This window comes from Mycobacterium sp. NBC_00419, from assembly GCF_036023875.1.
Taxonomy (GTDB): Bacteria; Actinomycetota; Actinomycetes; order Mycobacteriales; family Mycobacteriaceae; genus Mycobacterium.
The window spans coordinates 2,510,990-2,526,758 of record NZ_CP107931.1 but is presented as its reverse complement, the minus strand read 5'-3'; the positions used below and the strand labels follow the sequence as shown (position 1 = coordinate 2,526,758).

16 protein-coding genes and 1 tRNA gene are annotated in these 15,769 nt (G+C 66.6%); 6 read left to right on the top strand and 11 right to left on the bottom strand.

The features are described from left to right. Window positions 1-95: 95 nt before the first annotated feature. Window positions 96-530 carry a pyridoxamine 5'-phosphate oxidase family protein gene (locus OG976_RS12090; protein WP_328362350.1) on the top strand — a complete coding sequence of 145 codons (435 nt, stop codon included), beginning with the start codon at window positions 96-98 and terminating at the stop codon, window positions 528-530. Window positions 531-649: 119 nt separating this feature from the next. Here the strand turns inward: OG976_RS12090 and OG976_RS12085 are convergent, their stop codons facing one another. The 7 genes from OG976_RS12085 to OG976_RS12055 form a co-directional block, all read right to left on the bottom strand. Next, window positions 650-1,444, bottom strand: a complete 795-nt coding sequence (locus OG976_RS12085) for a hypothetical protein (protein ID WP_328362347.1) — start codon at window positions 1,442-1,444, stop codon at window positions 650-652. A gap of 81 nt (window positions 1,445-1,525) precedes the next feature. After that, window positions 1,526-3,031: an HNH endonuclease signature motif containing protein gene (locus tag OG976_RS12080; RefSeq protein ID WP_328362344.1), complete on the bottom strand. Its 1,506-nt coding sequence runs from the start codon at window positions 3,029-3,031 to the stop codon at window positions 1,526-1,528. A 147-nt stretch (window positions 3,032-3,178) separates the two neighbouring features. Then, complete coding sequence (gene wzm, locus OG976_RS12075; protein ID WP_328362342.1) at window positions 3,179-4,009, bottom strand: galactan export ABC transporter permease subunit Wzm/RfbD; 831 nt, start codon at window positions 4,007-4,009, stop codon at window positions 3,179-3,181. Beyond that, window positions 4,006-4,911 (bottom strand): galactofuranosyltransferase GlfT1, encoded by a 906-nt coding sequence (glfT1, locus tag OG976_RS12070; protein ID WP_328362337.1) that lies wholly within the window; start codon window positions 4,909-4,911, stop codon window positions 4,006-4,008. Before glfT1 ends, wzm begins: the two co-directional genes overlap by 4 nt. Further along, window positions 4,908-5,750, bottom strand: a complete 843-nt coding sequence (gene wzt / locus OG976_RS12065; protein ID WP_328362333.1) for a galactan export ABC transporter ATP-binding subunit Wzt/RfbE — start codon at window positions 5,748-5,750, stop codon at window positions 4,908-4,910. Before wzt ends, glfT1 begins: the two co-directional genes overlap by 4 nt. A gap of 4 nt (window positions 5,751-5,754) precedes the next feature. Then, window positions 5,755-6,267 carry a bacterial proteasome activator family protein gene (locus OG976_RS12060; RefSeq protein ID WP_328362331.1) on the bottom strand — a complete coding sequence of 171 codons (513 nt, stop codon included), beginning with the start codon at window positions 6,265-6,267 and terminating at the stop codon, window positions 5,755-5,757. A gap of 28 nt (window positions 6,268-6,295) precedes the next feature. Then, entirely contained in the window at window positions 6,296-8,272 is a 1,977-nt protein-coding gene (locus OG976_RS12055) for a DUF6541 family protein (RefSeq protein WP_328362328.1), read from the bottom strand. Between the two features lie 108 nt (window positions 8,273-8,380). Here OG976_RS12055 and OG976_RS12050 point away from each other — a divergent pair, with 108 nt between their 5' ends. After that, window positions 8,381-9,577, top strand: coding sequence for a cysteine desulfurase-like protein (locus OG976_RS12050; RefSeq protein ID WP_328362325.1), 1,197 nt, complete (start codon window positions 8,381-8,383; stop codon window positions 9,575-9,577). Window positions 9,578-9,581: 4 nt separating this feature from the next. On the opposite strand, the gene OG976_RS12045 is transcribed toward OG976_RS12050, so the two are convergent. Beyond that, a complete protein-coding gene (locus OG976_RS12045; protein ID WP_328362322.1) occupies window positions 9,582-10,565 on the bottom strand; it encodes an NAD(P)H-quinone oxidoreductase in 984 nt (327 codons plus the stop codon). A gap of 81 nt (window positions 10,566-10,646) precedes the next feature. Here OG976_RS12045 and OG976_RS12040 point away from each other — a divergent pair, with 81 nt between their 5' ends. The 3 genes from OG976_RS12040 (at window position 10,647) to OG976_RS12030 (ending at window position 11,823) form a co-directional block, all read left to right on the top strand. Then, window positions 10,647-11,159 (top strand): MarR family winged helix-turn-helix transcriptional regulator, encoded by a 513-nt coding sequence (locus OG976_RS12040; RefSeq protein ID WP_328362319.1) that lies wholly within the window; start codon window positions 10,647-10,649, stop codon window positions 11,157-11,159. 47 nt (window positions 11,160-11,206) lie between these two features. Then, a tRNA-Ser gene (locus OG976_RS12035) sits at window positions 11,207-11,293 on the top strand. Window positions 11,294-11,532: 239 nt separating this feature from the next. After that, the gene (locus tag OG976_RS12030; RefSeq protein WP_328362316.1) at window positions 11,533-11,823 is read left to right on the top strand and encodes a hypothetical protein; all 291 of its coding nucleotides are present in this window, start codon (window positions 11,533-11,535) and stop codon (window positions 11,821-11,823) included. Window positions 11,824-11,828: 5 nt separating this feature from the next. On the opposite strand, the gene OG976_RS12025 is transcribed toward OG976_RS12030, so the two are convergent. Both OG976_RS12025 and OG976_RS12020 read right to left on the bottom strand, forming a co-directional pair. Further along, window positions 11,829-12,650, bottom strand: coding sequence for a crotonase/enoyl-CoA hydratase family protein (locus OG976_RS12025; RefSeq protein ID WP_328362314.1), 822 nt, complete (start codon window positions 12,648-12,650; stop codon window positions 11,829-11,831). 22 nt (window positions 12,651-12,672) lie between these two features. After that, window positions 12,673-14,130 carry an APC family permease gene (locus OG976_RS12020; RefSeq protein WP_328362311.1) on the bottom strand — a complete coding sequence of 486 codons (1,458 nt, stop codon included), beginning with the start codon at window positions 14,128-14,130 and terminating at the stop codon, window positions 12,673-12,675. Between the two features lie 163 nt (window positions 14,131-14,293). Here OG976_RS12020 and OG976_RS12015 point away from each other — a divergent pair, with 163 nt between their 5' ends. Continuing rightward, a complete protein-coding gene (locus OG976_RS12015; protein ID WP_328362308.1) occupies window positions 14,294-15,424 on the top strand; it encodes a carboxylate-amine ligase in 1,131 nt (376 codons plus the stop codon). Here the strand turns inward: OG976_RS12015 and OG976_RS12010 are convergent. Then, window positions 15,377-15,736: a WhiB family transcriptional regulator gene (locus tag OG976_RS12010; RefSeq protein WP_328362305.1), complete on the bottom strand. Its 360-nt coding sequence runs from the start codon at window positions 15,734-15,736 to the stop codon at window positions 15,377-15,379. The two genes, OG976_RS12015 and OG976_RS12010, sit on opposite strands and share 48 nt — an antisense overlap. Window positions 15,737-15,769: the final 33 nt, after the last annotated feature.

Below are 15,769 nucleotides of genomic sequence, written 5' to 3'. Positions count from 1 at the left end.
CGCCGTCGCGGCAGGTTGCGCGGGGTCGATCGTCGCGCTGGCGAAGGGTCGTTGGACCCTATGCGAGCCACTCATTGCCGGGGCAAAATCTGGCCATGACAGTCGAACAGGGTCCGATTACGGTACTCAGCGCTGACGAGAGTTGGGATCTGCTGAACAGCGTCGCGCTGGGTCGGCTGGTCACCCATATCGGCGATCAGCTCGAGATCTTCCCGGTCAACTTCGTCACCCAGAACCGCACGCTGCTGTTCCGGACCGCGGAGGGCACCAAGTTGTTCAGCACTGTGATGAACGACAAGGTGCTCTTCGAGGTCGACGATCACACGACCAGTGAGGGCTGGAGCGTGATTGTCCGCGGCACGGCTCAGGTGTTGACCGCCGCCGACGACGTCCACGAAGCCGAACGGGCGCAACTCCTGCCGTGGGTGGCGACTGAGAAGCTTCGCTTCGTGCGCGTGACGCCGTCGGAGGTTTCCGGCCGACGCTTCCGGTTCGGGCCCGAACCCGACCATGGGTCCTACCCGGGCTGAGCCCGGCTAGTTCTTCGCGTGCCGCGCTGATGCGGCGGCTGCCTTGTGTCCGGTGGGCGCCTTAGCCACGGAGGCCGATGCCGACGTGGTGGCCTTGTGTTGAGCCGCGGCCCCGCCCACTACGACGTCGTTGATGTGGAAGCCCGGCCCGCTACCGCGAACGGACCCGGACCCGCCGCGACCGTGTTGCTCTTGCCCAAGATCGTGAATGCCACGCTGGCGAAGGCGGCATTGGGCGGGAAGATGTCGTAACTCGCCGTCGAGGTGTGGTCGGTGAACAGGTTGGTGGCGTTGCTCAGCGCCCCGAATGCCTCGGCGTCACTGCCGGTTCCGAAGAAGCTGAATGCGGTATTGCCCACGCCCCTTGCCTGAGCGGTCTGGTCTTGCCCGAGCACCACGGCAAGGTTGCCAATGCCCTCTGACTCGCTCACCGCGAGCGGACGGCCAGGGCCCCGCAATGCCAGTGTGATGTTGCCGATCTGGGTTGTGCCGGTGAACGGGCTGGTGCCCAGGCCGGCATTGGCGCCGGTGTTGTCGCCGCTGGCCACCGCGATGGAGAACAGGCCACCCGTCTGCGCGTAACTCTTGGTGCCCACGGCGATCGCGGTGTTGAAGTACCCGCCGCCGCCCAGGAAGGGTCCATTGGCGATGTAGGCCTGCGCATCCGTGCCGATCGCGAATGCGGCACCGAACAGGCCGCCGGCGTGGGCGGTTGCATTGTTGCCGAGTGCGATCGCGATGGTGGTGATGGTGCTGCTGCAATCGGCGCTGTTGCCGATGCCGAAGAACGACGCGCAGCTCGCGTTGGCTGCGGGAGCTGAGCCCAGCCCCGCTGTCGCGAGCGTGCCTGCGGCAGCCGCGCAGGCCAGAAGTGTCCCGGAATACCTAGCCTTACCTGCGCTGCGTAGACGCATGTCATCTCCTCATATAAGGAGCACCCCGGGGAGTAATTTACGCGGGCGTCAGTACGGAGCGGGGGATTTTGCGCAACCGGGTCAGAACGGCGCCGGTGCGTTGCGGTCGGCGACCAGAACGTCATTGAGCGCACGCTCACGCCGGATGTTCAAGGCGCGCTGGGCAGCCCGGGTTCGTCGCCGGGCCGGCATCATCAGGCCCGTTGCTCGCGGCGGGTCACCCGATGGCTCGGGTAGTTCAGCGGTCGTGGTGTTCCACTGCGGGATGAGTAATCGGCTGCCGGGATGGGTGACGTAGCGCTTGCCCGCCGGCGATGTCCAGATGAGCGTTCCGTCCGGCAACTGTCGATCGGACCAGCCCTCCCAAAATGTCTTGAGCAGGTGGTGTTTTCGGCACTTGCACGACAGGTTCGACGCGTGTGTCGGGCCGAGCGGCCACGGCACCGTATGGTCGATATCGCAGAACTCCGCTGGCACATCGCAATTCGGGAATCGGCAGGTCAGGTCGCGCAGGCGAACGAACTCAGCCAAGGCGGTCGAGGGTCGATAGCCCGGTTCCGGCTCGTCGCCCGGCCGTCGCAGGAAGCGCACCTTGGCTCCCGAGCGGATCATCTGCGCGAGCAGAGCAGGCGGCACGATTCCGCCACGCCCGGTGAGTACCGCGGTCGACGGCTTGGCGGTCGGCTCGGGTTCCGGGCTGGGTGTCAACAGCTCGGCCAATGGCGTGTCCCGCGTGAACCGCAGCTTCTCGGTCTCACCCGACATGGCCGGATCCGGTTCACCGGCAAGCACTTCAGCCTCTGTCAGGACGTGGATCACGATGCTCGACCCGCGGCCATCGTCGGAACCCGCGGGGCATTCGGGTGAGCCGCAGGTGCAGGCCAGCCGGTCGGAACCGGCCGCCAGCGCGCCGAGGGCATCGGCCCGGCGCTGGGCGATGGTGCGCGGGTCGTCGTCGCAGACACCATGCGCCATCTGGGTGAGCCGGCGATCCAGCATCGCCGCATCCGTCGAAAACAGCCGACCCCGCAACGCTGTTGTGCCCGCCGCGTCGTCGCGGGATCCCAGTTCCACGTCGCGACTGCGCGCCTTTGCGCGTGTCCGTCGCAGCGCTGCCGGGTCGTACCGGTCGATCCACACGTCGATGGCTTGCCCCAGTTTGTACTCCGACATCGGACCCCAGAGCACCGCGGCTTCGGCGAGGGCGCTGTCGATGAGAGCCAGCGCCTCCTCGTCTTCGACGAGCATGGTGCGCCAGCCGATGGCGCTGCACACCTGATAGCTCAGCCGGCCTGCCATGAACAGTGCGCCGACCCGGGGAAGGCGATGCCGCATGGCCTGACTCAGGTGCATCTCGCCCGAGGCACGGCCATGCGGGATGCCCAACGCCGCTGAGACCTCCGCGGCTGCGGCGTCCCAGGAATCACACGCCCAGCGATCCCGCGCGTCGTCCCCGCAGCGTCGCCGCACCAGCTCACCGACGGCCGCGATCCGGCGCGCGGCGGCCTTCGCCTCACTGACGGCCCACTCCTCGATAGCGGCGACTACAGCGCCGTCATCAGCGGAGACAAGACCACTATCGAACATACGTTCGAGTATACTCAACCCGGCGACAAGTTGCCTTCTCCTGAGACAACACAGGTCTGACCACGCGACTCATCTGAAATGCGCCCGTACGGGTGGTGCGCGCGCATCTTGACGTTAGGCCAACGGTCCGACGAGAACCGCCCGGTGCTACACCCAGTACGGAACCCGCGCCCGGTATTGCCGTAGCGCCAACGCCGCCAGCAGCCAGCCGATCACCGTCAGGGCGAGCACCACGATCCAGTGCCGCAGCTCCTGATGGGCGCCCAGCAGTGGGGCACGCAGGATGTCCAGGTAGTGCAACAGCGGGTTCAGCTCGATGATCTTGGCCCACCGGCCCGCGCCCTGCTGCTCGAGTGTCTCGGCGTTCCAGATGATCGGTGTCATGAAGAACAGCAGCTGCACGATCGAGAACAGCAGCGGGCCGATATCGCGGTAGCGGGTGGCCAGGATGCCGAAGCAGAACGAGACCCATACGCAGTTCAGCATGATCAACAGCAGCGCCGGGATCACCGTCAAGTCGGCCCATGACCACGGTTTGGGGAAGATCATCGCGATCACGACGTAGATGACGATGTTGTGCCCGAACAGGATCATCTGCCGCCACACCAACCGGTACACATGCACGCTCAGCGGAGTGGGCAGCTGCTTGATCAGCCCCTCGTTGGCGATGAACACGTCGGCGCCTTCCAGGATGGAGGCGTTGATCATGTTCCAGATGATCAGCCCGAGCGTCACGTAGGGCAGATGCTCGGAGAGCTTGAGGTGGAACAGCTGCGAGTAGAGCGCACCCATCGCCACGGCGGTGGCGCCGGTGGCGATGGTGATCCACCACGGGCCCAGTACCGAGCGACGGTACTTCTGCTTGATGTCCTGCCAGCCCAGGTGCAGCCAGAGCTCGCGCTTGCGGAAGCCGTCGATCAGGTCACCCCAGGCCCGGGTGAAGGTCTTCGACTGTGCGGCGGCGTCGGTGAAGGTCACGCTGAAGGCCTCCCGAACCTCTCCTTGCGGCCCATGCGCCGCAATCGAATCCACTCGCGTAGTCCGGCCGGATCGCGGCGGGTCACCAGGAAGTACCAGCCGAAGCGCAGCCACTCCTGGGGTAGCAGCTTGCGCAGACCCGGCTGCGCCAGCAGATAACCGCGGTTCCGGTAGGTGAAGAAGCGTTTGGTCGGATCGTCGGGGTACTGCGTGTGCATCCGCCCGCCGAGGATCGGCTTGAACTCGTCGGTGCCGTACGGGTGCAGGTACACCGCGTCCAGGCAGGTGCCGAACGGGAGCCCGCTGCGTACCAGCCGGCGGTGCAGCTCGACCTCGTCGCCCCGGACGAACAGACGCAAGTCCGGAACGCCAACGGCGGTAAGGGTTTCCGCGCGGAATAGTGCACCGTTGAACAGCGACGCGATTCCCGGCAGCAGGTCCTGGCCTTCGCCGTCGGTTCGCAGTTCCTCGACGCGCCGTCGCCACACCAGGCCGCGCCGCAGCGGGAACGCCAGTCGGTCGGGGTGGTCGAGGTCGCACACCATGGGTGATACCTCGGCCAGGCCGTGCTTCGCCGCGCAGGCCAGCAGCGTGGCCAGTACGTCGCTGTCCTTGGGGCGGCCGTCGTCGTCAGCCAGCCAGACCCAGTCCGCGCCCAGAGTCAGCGCGTGCAACATACCCAGCGCGAATCCGCCTGCACCGCCGAGGTTTCGGCGTGAACCGAGGTAGGTCGTGGGCACCGGCTGGCCCACCACCAGGTCCCGGACCTGTTCGTCGTCATCGTTGTCGACCACGATGAGGTGGTCCACCATCCGGCTCTGGGTGGACAGCACATCGAGCGACTTGGCGAGATCGTCGGGGCGGCGGTGGGTGACGACGACCGCGCACACCAGATCGGTCACTGAGTGGCCCAATCGCCGCTCGATTCTTCTGTCGGCGACCAGTCGCCTCGGTGTTCCTCGAGCACCTCGCGCACGTGCCGGGCGGCATCCTCGCCCTCGTAGGCGCGCACCACGTCCTCGATCTCACCGCTCATCCTGATCGTGCCATGGTCGATCCACATCGCGGTCTTGCACAGCCGCGCCAGGAATTCGTTGGAATGGCTTGCGAAGACCAGGATTCCGGAGCGCTCGACCAAACTCTGCAACCGCGACTGGGCCTTCTTCAGGAAGTCGGCGTCCACAGCGCCGATGCCTTCGTCGAGCAACAGGATCTCCGGGTCGATACTGGTGACCACGCCCATCGCCAGCCGAACCCGCATACCCGTCGAGTAGGTCCGCAGCGGCATCGACAGGTACTCGCCCAGTTCGGTGAACTCGGCGATCTCGTCGACCTTGGCGGCCATCTGCTTGCGGGTCTGGCCGAGGAACAGTCCCCGGATGATGATGTTCTCGTAGCCGGAGATCTCCGGGTCCATCCCGACGCCGAGGTCGAAAACCGGTGCGACACGGCCACGTACGGTCGCCGAACCCCGCGTCGGCTCGTAGATCCCGGACAGCAGCCGCAACAGGGTGGACTTGCCGGCCCCGTTGTGGCCGACCAGCCCGACCCGGTCGCCCATCTTCAGCGACAGCGTGATGTCGCGCAACGCCTCGATGACGACGACGTTCTCGTTGTTACGCCCGATCGCGCCGCCGGCCTTGCCGAGGAACGCCTTCTTCAGCGATCTCGTCTTGGCGTCGAAGATCGGGAACTCGACCCAGGCCTCGCGGGTCTCGATGTAGGGATCGGCTGCGGACACTGCGCTACAGGTACTGCCCGGTCCCATGACCGCCGGGGCCGCCGGGTACTCCCGGCTGTCCGATGCCGGGCGGCAAGGCGCCCTGGCGCATGTGCTCCAGTTGGGCGCGGGCGGCCATCTGCTGAGCGAACAGCGCGGTCTGAATTCCGTGGAAAAGCCCCTCGAGCCAGCCGACCAGCTGTGCCTGTGCGATGCGCAGTTCGGCATCTGAGGGCACGGTCTCTTCGGAGAACGGCAGCGCCAGGCGCTCCAACTCCTCGCGAAGCTCCGGAGCCAGGCCATCCTCGAGCTCCCGGATGGAGGTGGCGTGGATCTCGCGCAGCCGGGTGCGGCTCGCGTCGTCAAGCGGAGCCGCCCGGACCTCCTCGAGCAGTTGCTTGATCATCGTGCCGATCCGCATCACCTTGGCCGGCTGTTCCACCAGTTCGGTGATCGAACGCTCGTCGTCGCCGCCGCCCGGCAGTGCATCCGGGCCGCTGATGATTTCGATGTTGTCGTCGTCGGTATTGGCTGTCATGCGCTGAGCATTCCCTTGCCCCGTAGTTTCATCGGCTGTCCGCCGGCGTCGACCCGCGCCACTCGTAGATGCGGGCCTCACCGTTGTCGTAGATCTTCGCCCACGACGCGGACTTGTCTAGTGACACTAGACCGTCGGGCATCACGAACCCGCGAACTATCCGGCTGCCGGTCAGGACGTAGCGGATGTTCAGTGCCTTGACCGCCTCGGCGATGCGGGGATCGTGATCGGCGTCATCGGCGTACGCCCAAAAGACGAATCGGTGGTACCCGGGACCCTGCTGCACCGGGTAGTCGTAGTGCGTCCACAGTGGGTGCAGGCCCGCGACCGCGTACATCCAGGCGGTGCCGTCCGTATTGGCGTTGCCGATCAACGTGTCCCGCGCACCGGGCAGGCTGGCCAGGTACGCCATCGCCGCGAGGTCCTTGTTGTCGACCATCACCTGGTCGTACTTCTCGCCCATCAGATACCGGTGCCGCGGGAAGTAATGCCAGCTCAACGCGACGACCACCGCGATCAGCAGGGACGCCGTCGCACCTATCCACACGCCGCGGTCCGGGTCGGACGCGCCCCGCCGCCGGGCCAGCCGCCGCGCCCCCGCCATCACCAGCACCGCCAGCGACCACAGCGCGACGCCCGCCATCGGCGCGAGCAGCAATGTCACCACCGCCGAGAGCCGGCGCGGGTCGCTGTAGAACAGGTCGCTGTACTTACCGGTGATCACCCCGATGGGTCCGCCGAACGGGGCCGAGGAATGCACGATCGACACCACCAGCAGCGCCCACACCGCCGCCGGCCACCAGACCCGCCTGACCAGCAGCAGGACGAATCCCGCGGCGGCCAGTCCGATGAGGATGTTCTGGATCGGGAAGTCGTTGAGGTGCCGGGTGTGCTGGACGATCGCGTCGAAGAGCGCCTTCTTGCGGCCCTCGTGGGTGAGGAAGGCGTGCCCGGTGATGATCTCGGCTTGTTGCAGCACGCCCAGGAACTGGGGCAGCAGCACGGCGAGCGTCGTCGCCGCGATGGTAACCAGCGTCACGAAGTCGCGGAACCTGCCCAGCAGGGGGTGCCACAGCGCGTCGAGCAGCCACCACGCCGCCACGAACGTGACCACCACCACGCCGCCGGTGATGTGCACCGAGAACACCCCGACCAGGGCCAGCACCGCCAACGGGACGCGCTCCGGGTGTCGCAGCGACGAGGTGATCAGGACAAACGCCGGCACCGCGAGGCCGTAGGCCGCCATGTTCGGCATCGAGGCGGTGTCGAATTCGACGTAGGGCACCGAGGTGAACGACGCCGAGAGCGCAGCCGCGGTGGCCGCAGCCCCCGCGGTGCGCCATTGCGACATACGGGGCCGCAGCACCTGCCAGGTCAGCAGCGCCGCGCTGAGCGGAAAGAGCCAGCACGCCGCCGCCAGCGCGCTCAGGGTGTACGCGGTGGTCGGCGCGGCACCGGTCAGTTGGGCCAGCACCGCGCCGAGGGCGTGGAAGGCCGACGGGTAGTAGAGCGCGGCGTGAGTCTCGACGTTGCGTAGCTCACCCATGTGGGTCGGGGAGGCCTGGCCGGTGTCGAGGATCCAGCGGATGGTGTTGGCGTGCCACACCGAGTCCCAGTTGCTGGGGATCGATTGCCAGTGGGGCGTGCCCTTCCAGGCTGCGAAACCGATCACGAGGGCACCGAGAACAACCCCGGCTCCCGCCAGCAGGGCCGGGCCCGGCGATACCGCGGGCCTGGCGCTATCCAGATTGCGTAACCGGGTGAGCAGAACCCGCAAACCCAGGACGATTGCTGCCACAACGATCAGGGCGGCGAGCGCGGTCAGCGCGTTCCACGGAATCCCGACCGCACCGAACGGGATGATGGCCACGCTCACAACGCCGTAGGTCAGCGCAGGGCCGACGGCGAGGGCGACGGGCCAGCTCAGCCGCCCCGCCATCGCCACCACAGCGCCTGGCAGGGTCAGCAACAGGACCGCGGTCAGGACTCCGAACCCGAAGCTCACTGGACTAGTATGGCTGCCGAGGTGATCCTGGCTTCAGCGCCGCTGGCGGGGCCGGAGGCGCCATCGCTGTCTCGGTAGCGAAATCGCTGACGCTTTAAGGTGGGCTGCATGCCATATGACGTTGCCCGGGTGCGAGGTCTGCACCCAGCGCTGGGCGACGGATGGATGCGCTTCGATGCCCAGGCGGGGATGCTGATCCCCGAGTCCGTTGCCACGACCGTGTCGACGGCGTTTCGCGGTTCGGCGACCAACCTCGCCAGCCCGCACCCGTCCTCGCGGCGCAGCGTCGCGGTTCTCGAGGCGGCCCGCCAGGCCGTTGCCGACCTCGTCAACGGTGACCCCGGCGGGGTGGTGCTCGGTGCGGACCGATCGATCCTTCTGACGTCGCTGGCCGACGCGTCGTCGTCGCGCGCGGGGATCGGCTATGAAGTGGTCCTGAGCCGACTCGACGACGAGGCGAATATCGCGCCGTGGCTGCGTGCGGCCAACCGATATGGCGCGAAGGTCAAGTGGGCCGAGGTCGACATCGAGACCGGCGAGCTGCCCACCTGGCAGTGGGAGAACCTGATCACCCCGCCCACCCGGCTGGTGGCGCTGACGTCGGCGTCCTCGACGTTGGGCACGATGACCGACGTCGGCGCCGTCACCAAGCTCGTGCACGACGTCGGCGGACTGGTCGTGGTGGACCATTCGGCGGCTGCGCCCTATCAGCTGCTGGACATCAACGAGGTCGAGGCCGACGTGGTCGCGCTCAACGCGCCGGCCTGGGGCGGCCCGCCGATCGGCGCGCTGGTGTTCCGCAACCCGTCCTTGATCGACTCCTTCGGTTCGGTGTCGATGAACCCGTATGCCAGTGGCCCGGCTCGCCTGGAGCTCGGTGGCCACCAGTACGGGATGTTGGCCGGTGTGGTCGCCAGCGTGGAATACCTGGCCGGGCTCGACGAGTCCGCTCGGGGTACCAGACGCGAAAGACTCGGCGTATCAATGCAATCGGCGAACGGCTACCTCAGCCAGCTGTTCGACTACCTGATGACCTCGCTGCGGTCGCTTCCACTGGTGATGGTCATCGGCCACCCCGAGGCACACATTCCGGTGGTGAGCTTCGCGGTCAATGGCGTGCCCGCCGAACGGGTTGTCCAGCGGCTGGCCGACAACGGAATCCTGGCCATCTGCAACGCCAGTTCACGCGTACTCGACCTGATCGGCGTGAACGACATCGGCGGCGCGGTCACCATCGGACTGGCGCACTATTCGACCCTGGGTGAAGTCGACCAGCTGGTCCGCGCGCTGGCTTCGCTGGGCTGAACCACTATTCGCTGACGGTCAGCAGGACCTTTCCGTAGGTCTGTCCACTGGCCAGCGCCCGATGCGCCTGGACGGCGTCGGTGATCGGGTAGCGCCCACCGATGACGGGACGCACCCGGCCGTCGCCGACCATCGGCCATACCGATTCCACCACCGCCGCGACGATCGCGCTCTTGCCGTGCGCACCCTCGACCGGTCGGGCGCGCAGCGTAGTTCCGATCACGCGCAGCCGCTTCGTCAATAACTTGCCGATGTTGAGTTCGGCTTTGACGCCGCCCTGCATGCCGATGATGACCAGCCGGCCGTCCGGCGCCAGTGCGTTGAGATTCCGGTCGAGGTAGGCCGCGCCCATGATGTCGAGAATCACGTCGGCACCCGCGCCGCCGGTGGCTTCGCGGATGCGATCGACGAAATCTTCGGCACCGTAAGAAATCACGGTGTCGGCACCGAATTCGCGACAGAGTTCAAGCTTTTCCGCTGAACCCGCGGTCGCAGCCACCACAGCACCGAGTGCATGCGCGACCTGGATGGCGTGCGTGCCGATGCCGCTGGCGCCGCCGTGCACGAGCAACACTTCACCGGGCTGCAGCGCGGCGGCGGTCACCACGTTCGACCACACGGTGCACGCCACCTCCGGTAGCGCGGCGGCGTCGTGCAGGCTCACACCGGCGGGCAACGGCATCACCTGACCGGCGGGCACCGCCACATATTCTGCGTAACCACCGCCTGCCAGCAAAGCGCAAACCTCTTGTCCCACGCTCCATTCCGAGACACCATCAGCCACAGCGGCGATGACGCCGGAGACCTCGAGTCCCAGAATCGGGCTCGCGCCCGGCGGCGGCGGATAGTTGCCGGCGGCCTGCAGCAGATCGGCCCGGTTGACTCCCGCAGAGCTGACCTTGATCAGTACCTCGCCGTGTTCCGGTGAGACATCGGGTACTTCCCGCCAGAGCAGGTTGTCGGAGGACTCGGCGACGATGGCGTACATGCCCTAAACGTACTACCGGTACGTTTCGCCCGAAGCGAGGCTTTTGGCCTCGAACTCGGTAGCGTCGCTTACGATTGCGCTATGGGAGGGATTATTGCGGGGCGGACTGCATCTGAAATGCCGGGACTAGATATTGCCGAGCAACGAGCTTGGCAAAATTTTCTAGACGCGGCGCTGCGACTCTACGGAACGTTGAATCGTGGCTTGGTGGACAAACACAAGCTGACGCTGGTGGATGTCCGTTTGTTGGAGATCTTGGACAACTCTGAGACAGGGTCGGCGCGGATGGGGGATCTCGCCGAGCAACTCATGTCGTTGCCGAGTCGGGTGACGCGCCAGATTCGGCGTCTGGAGACGGCCGGGTTGGTGCGTCGTGACGCGAGCCCTGATGACGGGCGCGGAGTCTTGGCGAGCATCACCGATCGCGGCCGCGAGGTGGTCGAGGAAGCGATGCTCACCTACGCGCGTGGCGTACGGGAGAACTTCCTCGGGCCGCTGTCGCGTCCTCAGATGTCGGCGATGGGGGAGAACTGCCGCAGGATCAGCGCATCGCTGAAAACCGGCGGCTCTTCGGCGAAAATCGGCCGGGTCTAGCTCGGCCGATACCCGCATCGGAAACGCACACCGCTACGCTTGTTCGCGGTGGCGTGGCAGAGCGGCCTAATGCACTCGCCTTGAAAGCGAGAGACGGCTAACACCGTCCGGGGGTTCAAATCCCTCCGCCACCGCTCTGTGATGGGTGGGGGCTGCTTCCTGGCAGTCGGTTGGCGCCTTTCTGGCGGTTCGGTGCGTGGCTACTGTGCACCGGCGACCGAGTTTCTGTGGGTCACCTTGAGGACCGTGCTTTGGCGGCCAAGTCGGGCGTACAACGGAGTTACAGGCGACAAATTCGTTGCTCGGCCAGTCGATGAGGACTGGTCGGGCCGGTTGACGCCGCCCTCCACGCGCTCGAAAGGTGTTGTCCCAGATGAACTCACATGCGAATCTGCAAGAAGGCTCGGATTCCCGTAAGAGGTTGCTGGCAGCGACCGTAGGCAGTGCCGCCCTAGCGGTGATGGCTCTGTTCGGCATCGCCCATTCGCTTCCGGCTGGAGGGACCGGTGTCAGCGCGGACTCGGGTGCCGAGACCAAGTTCCCGCCCTACTCTTCGCCGGCGGTGCATCCGATCGAGATGGGCGCCACGACCACGACCCAGCCGACGGATGAGCCCACTGTCCTGGCAACGTCGAAGGCCGTGCCTGCGATCAAGGCCGGCTAGGCGCGCTATTCGCCGGTGAACTCCGGCTTGCGCTTCTCGAACATCGCCTTGATGCCCTCACCGAGGTCCTTCGACGGCAGGAACGCCGAGTTCCACGCCGCGACATAGCGCAGGCTGGCGGCGACATCTGCGGTGCGCTGCTCGTCGAGCACGTCCTTGATGCCGTGCACCACCAGCGGTGAGTTGGCGGCGATCTCCGCGGCGGTGGCGTGCGCTGCGGCCAGGCTGGCCTCGGGGTCGGGGTAGACGTCGTTGACCAAGCCGATCTTCTCGGCGCGGACGGCGTCGATGTCCCTGCCGGTCAGGGCCAGCTCGCGCAGGTGACCGTCGTTGAGGATGAAGGGCAGCCGCGCCAGGCTGCCTACGTCGGCGACGATCGACAGCTTGACCTCGCGTATTGAGAACTTCGCGTCGGCGCTGGCATAGCGGATGTCGACCGCACTGATGAGGTCCACACCGCCGCCGATGCACCAGCCGTGGATCGAGGCGATGGTGGGGGTGCGGCAGTCGGCCACCGCGGTGATCGACTGCTGCATGCCCTTGAGCTTCTTGTGGAACTCGGCGCGCGGGCGGGCCGACGGATCGCCGCCCGCCGACGGCAGCATGCCGCCCATGGCCATCAGGTCCAGGCCGTAGCTGAAGTTGCGGCCCGAGCCGGTCAGTACGATCGCGCGGACCTCGGGGTCGGCGTCCAGGTCGGCGAAGACGGCCGGCATCTCGGCCCAGAAAGCGGGGCCCATGGCATTGCCCTTGCCCGGTCCGAGCAGCGTGACCTGGGCGACGTTGTCCTTGACCTCGATGGCCAGCGATTCGTAAGGCTCACTCATGCCACGAGGCTACGACGCGGAACTAATCCAGGGTCACCTGGGGCCGCCGTGCGGCGATGCCGGCGCCGATGGCGAAGAACGCCACCAGGAGGGCGCCGACACCGATGGCGATCGGCGTCGAGTTGCCGACGAGGGCGGGCAGGTTCTGCAGGATCAGGCCGAACGCGATCACCAGGCCGACCAGGCCAAGACCGGGTGCGATGAAGGCGCGCCAGGTCGACACCTCGAGCTGGCCCGCTTTCTTGCGGCGTGCGAAGAACACCAGCACGGCAACAGTGGTCGCGATCAGCAACGTGGTGATACCGACCGTGGAGATGCCCGCCAGCCAGGTGTAGAACTGCGTCACCGGGTCGAGCTTGAACAAGATGCCGATCAGGATCGCCACCGCCACGATGACCGCGTCGGCCCCGGAGGCCAGGTGCGGTGAGCCGTGGCTTTCGTGCGCCTCTCCGAGTTGGCCGGGGAAGACGTTGCGATTGGACAGTGTGAACACGTATCGCGCGACGATGTTGTGGAACGACAGGATGCAGGCGAACAGGCTGGTGACGAAGAGCACCTGCACGATGTGCAAGCCAGCCGTACCGAGGTACTCCTGGGTGGCGGTGGGCAGCACGTCCGACGGAGTGTTGACGGCGGCCTCGACCACCCGGCTGTCGCCCCAGGCGCTGATCAGCGCCCAGGTCGAGACCGTGTAGAAGACGCCGATGAGGATGACGGCCAGGTACGTGGCGCGCGGGATGGTGTGCAACGGGTCGCGGGCCTCATCGCGGAACACGGCGGTCGCTTCGAACCCGATGAAGCTCAGGATCGCAAAGAGAAGCGCCAGACCTGGTGCGCCCGAGACGATTTCAGACGGTGTGATGATGCCGGTGGACAGTCCCTCGTGACCGCCGGTGAAGATGACGGCGGCGTCGAGTGCGAGCACGATGGCAACCTCGCCGATCAGAAGGATGCCGAGGACGTTGCGGGACAGGTCGATGTTGAAGTGGCCCAGCAGCGTGACAATCGCGAACGCGATGAAAGCCCAAATACCCCAGTGAATTTGGGGAAGCCCGTAGGAGGCGAACAGCGCCTGGGCGCCCTGGCCGATCAGGCCGTAGACCGCGATCTCAAGGGTGAGATACGAGATCAGCGCGACGAATGCGAACCCGAACCCGGGGATTCGTCCCAGGCCCTTGCCGATATAGGAGTAGAAGGCTCCGGCATCCGGCACATACGGCGTGAGGGCGGTGAATCCGACTGCGAACAGCAGGATGATCACGGTGCTGACGACGAAGATGGCGGGAAAGCCGGTGCCGTTGCCGATGCCGATGCCCAGCGGCACCGGGCCGCCCATCACGCCCAATGGTGAGGCGGCTGCCACCACCACGAACACGATGCCCCACACGCCCAGCGTGCCGCGGAGCTTGCGGTGCGGGCGCTCGCCCGTCGCGGTTGCGGTGGCCGAAGCCACGCCCGATTCGTCAATCTGGTTCGACATGGTGTCCCCTCGAGGGTTGATCTCCTTCGAAGACAGGGAAGTCCACGAGGGGTCCGTCTTCGCGCCTGCCGAACGGTAACCGCGTGTGCTGCCCGGCTGGATACTTCTGATCAGCGCGATTGCATGCCGCGCTCGCGCGGCCGCGGCGGCGTAAGACAGTCGGGTGAGTCGATCAACGCAGCCCCCGTCGAGTACGACGTTCGGGGTCGAAGAAGAGTTCCTGTTGGTCGATGCCGGGACGGGCATTCCGGCCGGGCAGAACCTGGCCGTCGTCGAGGCCGCGAAAGCCCTCGGCCTGAGCCTGTCCACCGAGTTCGCCAACTGCCAGGTCGAGATCGACACCTCGGTGCACACCTCCGCGGCCGAGCTGCGTGACGAACTCGCTCACGCGCGAACCCTGGCCGCCAGGGCCGCGGCGAGCCTGGGGGCGCGGCTGCTCCCGGCCGGGGTTCCGCCGGTCGGCAAGCCACCCTTCACGCTCACCGACAGCAGCCGCTTCGAGTGGATCACCGACTCCTTCGGCAGCCTCACCTACGGGCAGGTGATCTGCGGCTGCCACGTGCACGTCGGTATGCCGGACCGCGAAACTGCCTTGCAGGTAAGCAATTACGTCCGGCTGTGGTTGCCGGCGCTGCTGGCGCTCAGCGCCAATTCGGCGGTGTACGGCGGCTTCGACACCGGCTACGCGAGTTGGCGTGCGGTGCAACAGACCGGCTGGCCGGTGTCGGGACCCCCGCCCTACTTCCGGTCGGTAGAGCACTTCAACGAACTCGCCGCCGTGCTGCACGAGACCGGCGCGGTGCTCGACGAACGGATGCTCTACTGGGACATCCGGCCATCGAGTCACCTGCCGACAATCGAAGTGCGGGTCAGTGACGTCCCGGCCACCGTCGACGAGACGGTGACGTTGGCGACCCTCATTCGCGCTCTGGTGATCACGGCGCTCGGTGAACTCGACGCCGGGCGCACCGCGGCGGAGATCGGGACGGAGACGTTGGTGGCCGCGAAGTGGAAGGCGGCCCACGACGGTGTGACAGGACAGGGATACGACGTGCTGGGTGGCACTATCACCTCGGCGCGCGCCGTTCTGGAGTCTCTCGTGACGTGGGTGACGCCGGCGCTCGAGGAGCTCAGCGAACTCGCCAACGTTCGGCAGTCGCTGCAACGGACTCTCACCGATGGCAATGGTGCTGTGCAGCAGCGCGCTGCGCTCAGATCGGACGGCGGGCTCGCCGCCGTCGTCGAGCTACTGAGCCAGCCGACCGCCGACGGCGTATCCCAGGCCGCGAGCTGACCGGGGTGAGCCTTCGGCGCTGCGCGTGGTCGCCGTAATGCGTTGTCCGCGTTCGCTGGCGGTCGTTGCGCCCCACACCCCGAACTGCTCGGGGGTATTGATCGCGTGCTCCAGGCATTGAACCTTGATGGGGCAGCCCCAGCAGATGTTCTTGGCCTGTTGTTCGAGTCTGCGACGGTCCCGCCGTGGACTGTCCTCGGGAAAGAACACTTCCACGGGGTGCCCGACACAGTTGCCGGCCGACTGCCACTCCCACTCACGCACGAACGGCTGGGCAAGCGGCCGGGGATTACTGCGCGAAGGTTTCGCCACGGGATTATTCCGCCGCACCATGATGTTTCCCCT

What these genes read in the sequence shown, in the direction of transcription:
- OG976_RS12080 (WP_328362344.1), bottom strand. Translation starts at nt 3,031, where the DNA reads ATGTTCGATAGTGGTCTTGTCTCCGCTGATGACGGCGCTGTAGTCGCC.
- OG976_RS12085 (WP_328362347.1), bottom strand. Translation starts at nt 1,444, where the DNA reads ATGCGTCTACGCAGCGCAGGTAAGGCTAGGTATTCCGGGACACTTCTG.
- OG976_RS12020 (WP_328362311.1), bottom strand. Translation starts at nt 14,130, where the DNA reads ATGTCGAACCAGATTGACGAATCGGGCGTGGCTTCGGCCACCGCAACC.
- OG976_RS12060 (WP_328362331.1), bottom strand. Translation starts at nt 6,267, where the DNA reads ATGACAGCCAATACCGACGACGACAACATCGAAATCATCAGCGGCCCG.
- OG976_RS12040 (WP_328362319.1), top strand. Translation starts at nt 10,647, where the DNA reads ATGGGAGGGATTATTGCGGGGCGGACTGCATCTGAAATGCCGGGACTA.
- OG976_RS12050 (WP_328362325.1), top strand. Translation starts at nt 8,381, where the DNA reads ATGCCATATGACGTTGCCCGGGTGCGAGGTCTGCACCCAGCGCTGGGC.
- OG976_RS12030 (WP_328362316.1), top strand. Translation starts at nt 11,533, where the DNA reads ATGAACTCACATGCGAATCTGCAAGAAGGCTCGGATTCCCGTAAGAGG.
- OG976_RS12025 (WP_328362314.1), bottom strand. Translation starts at nt 12,650, where the DNA reads ATGAGTGAGCCTTACGAATCGCTGGCCATCGAGGTCAAGGACAACGTC.
- OG976_RS12090 (WP_328362350.1), top strand. Translation starts at nt 96, where the DNA reads ATGACAGTCGAACAGGGTCCGATTACGGTACTCAGCGCTGACGAGAGT.
- OG976_RS12045 (WP_328362322.1), bottom strand. Translation starts at nt 10,565, where the DNA reads ATGTACGCCATCGTCGCCGAGTCCTCCGACAACCTGCTCTGGCGGGAA.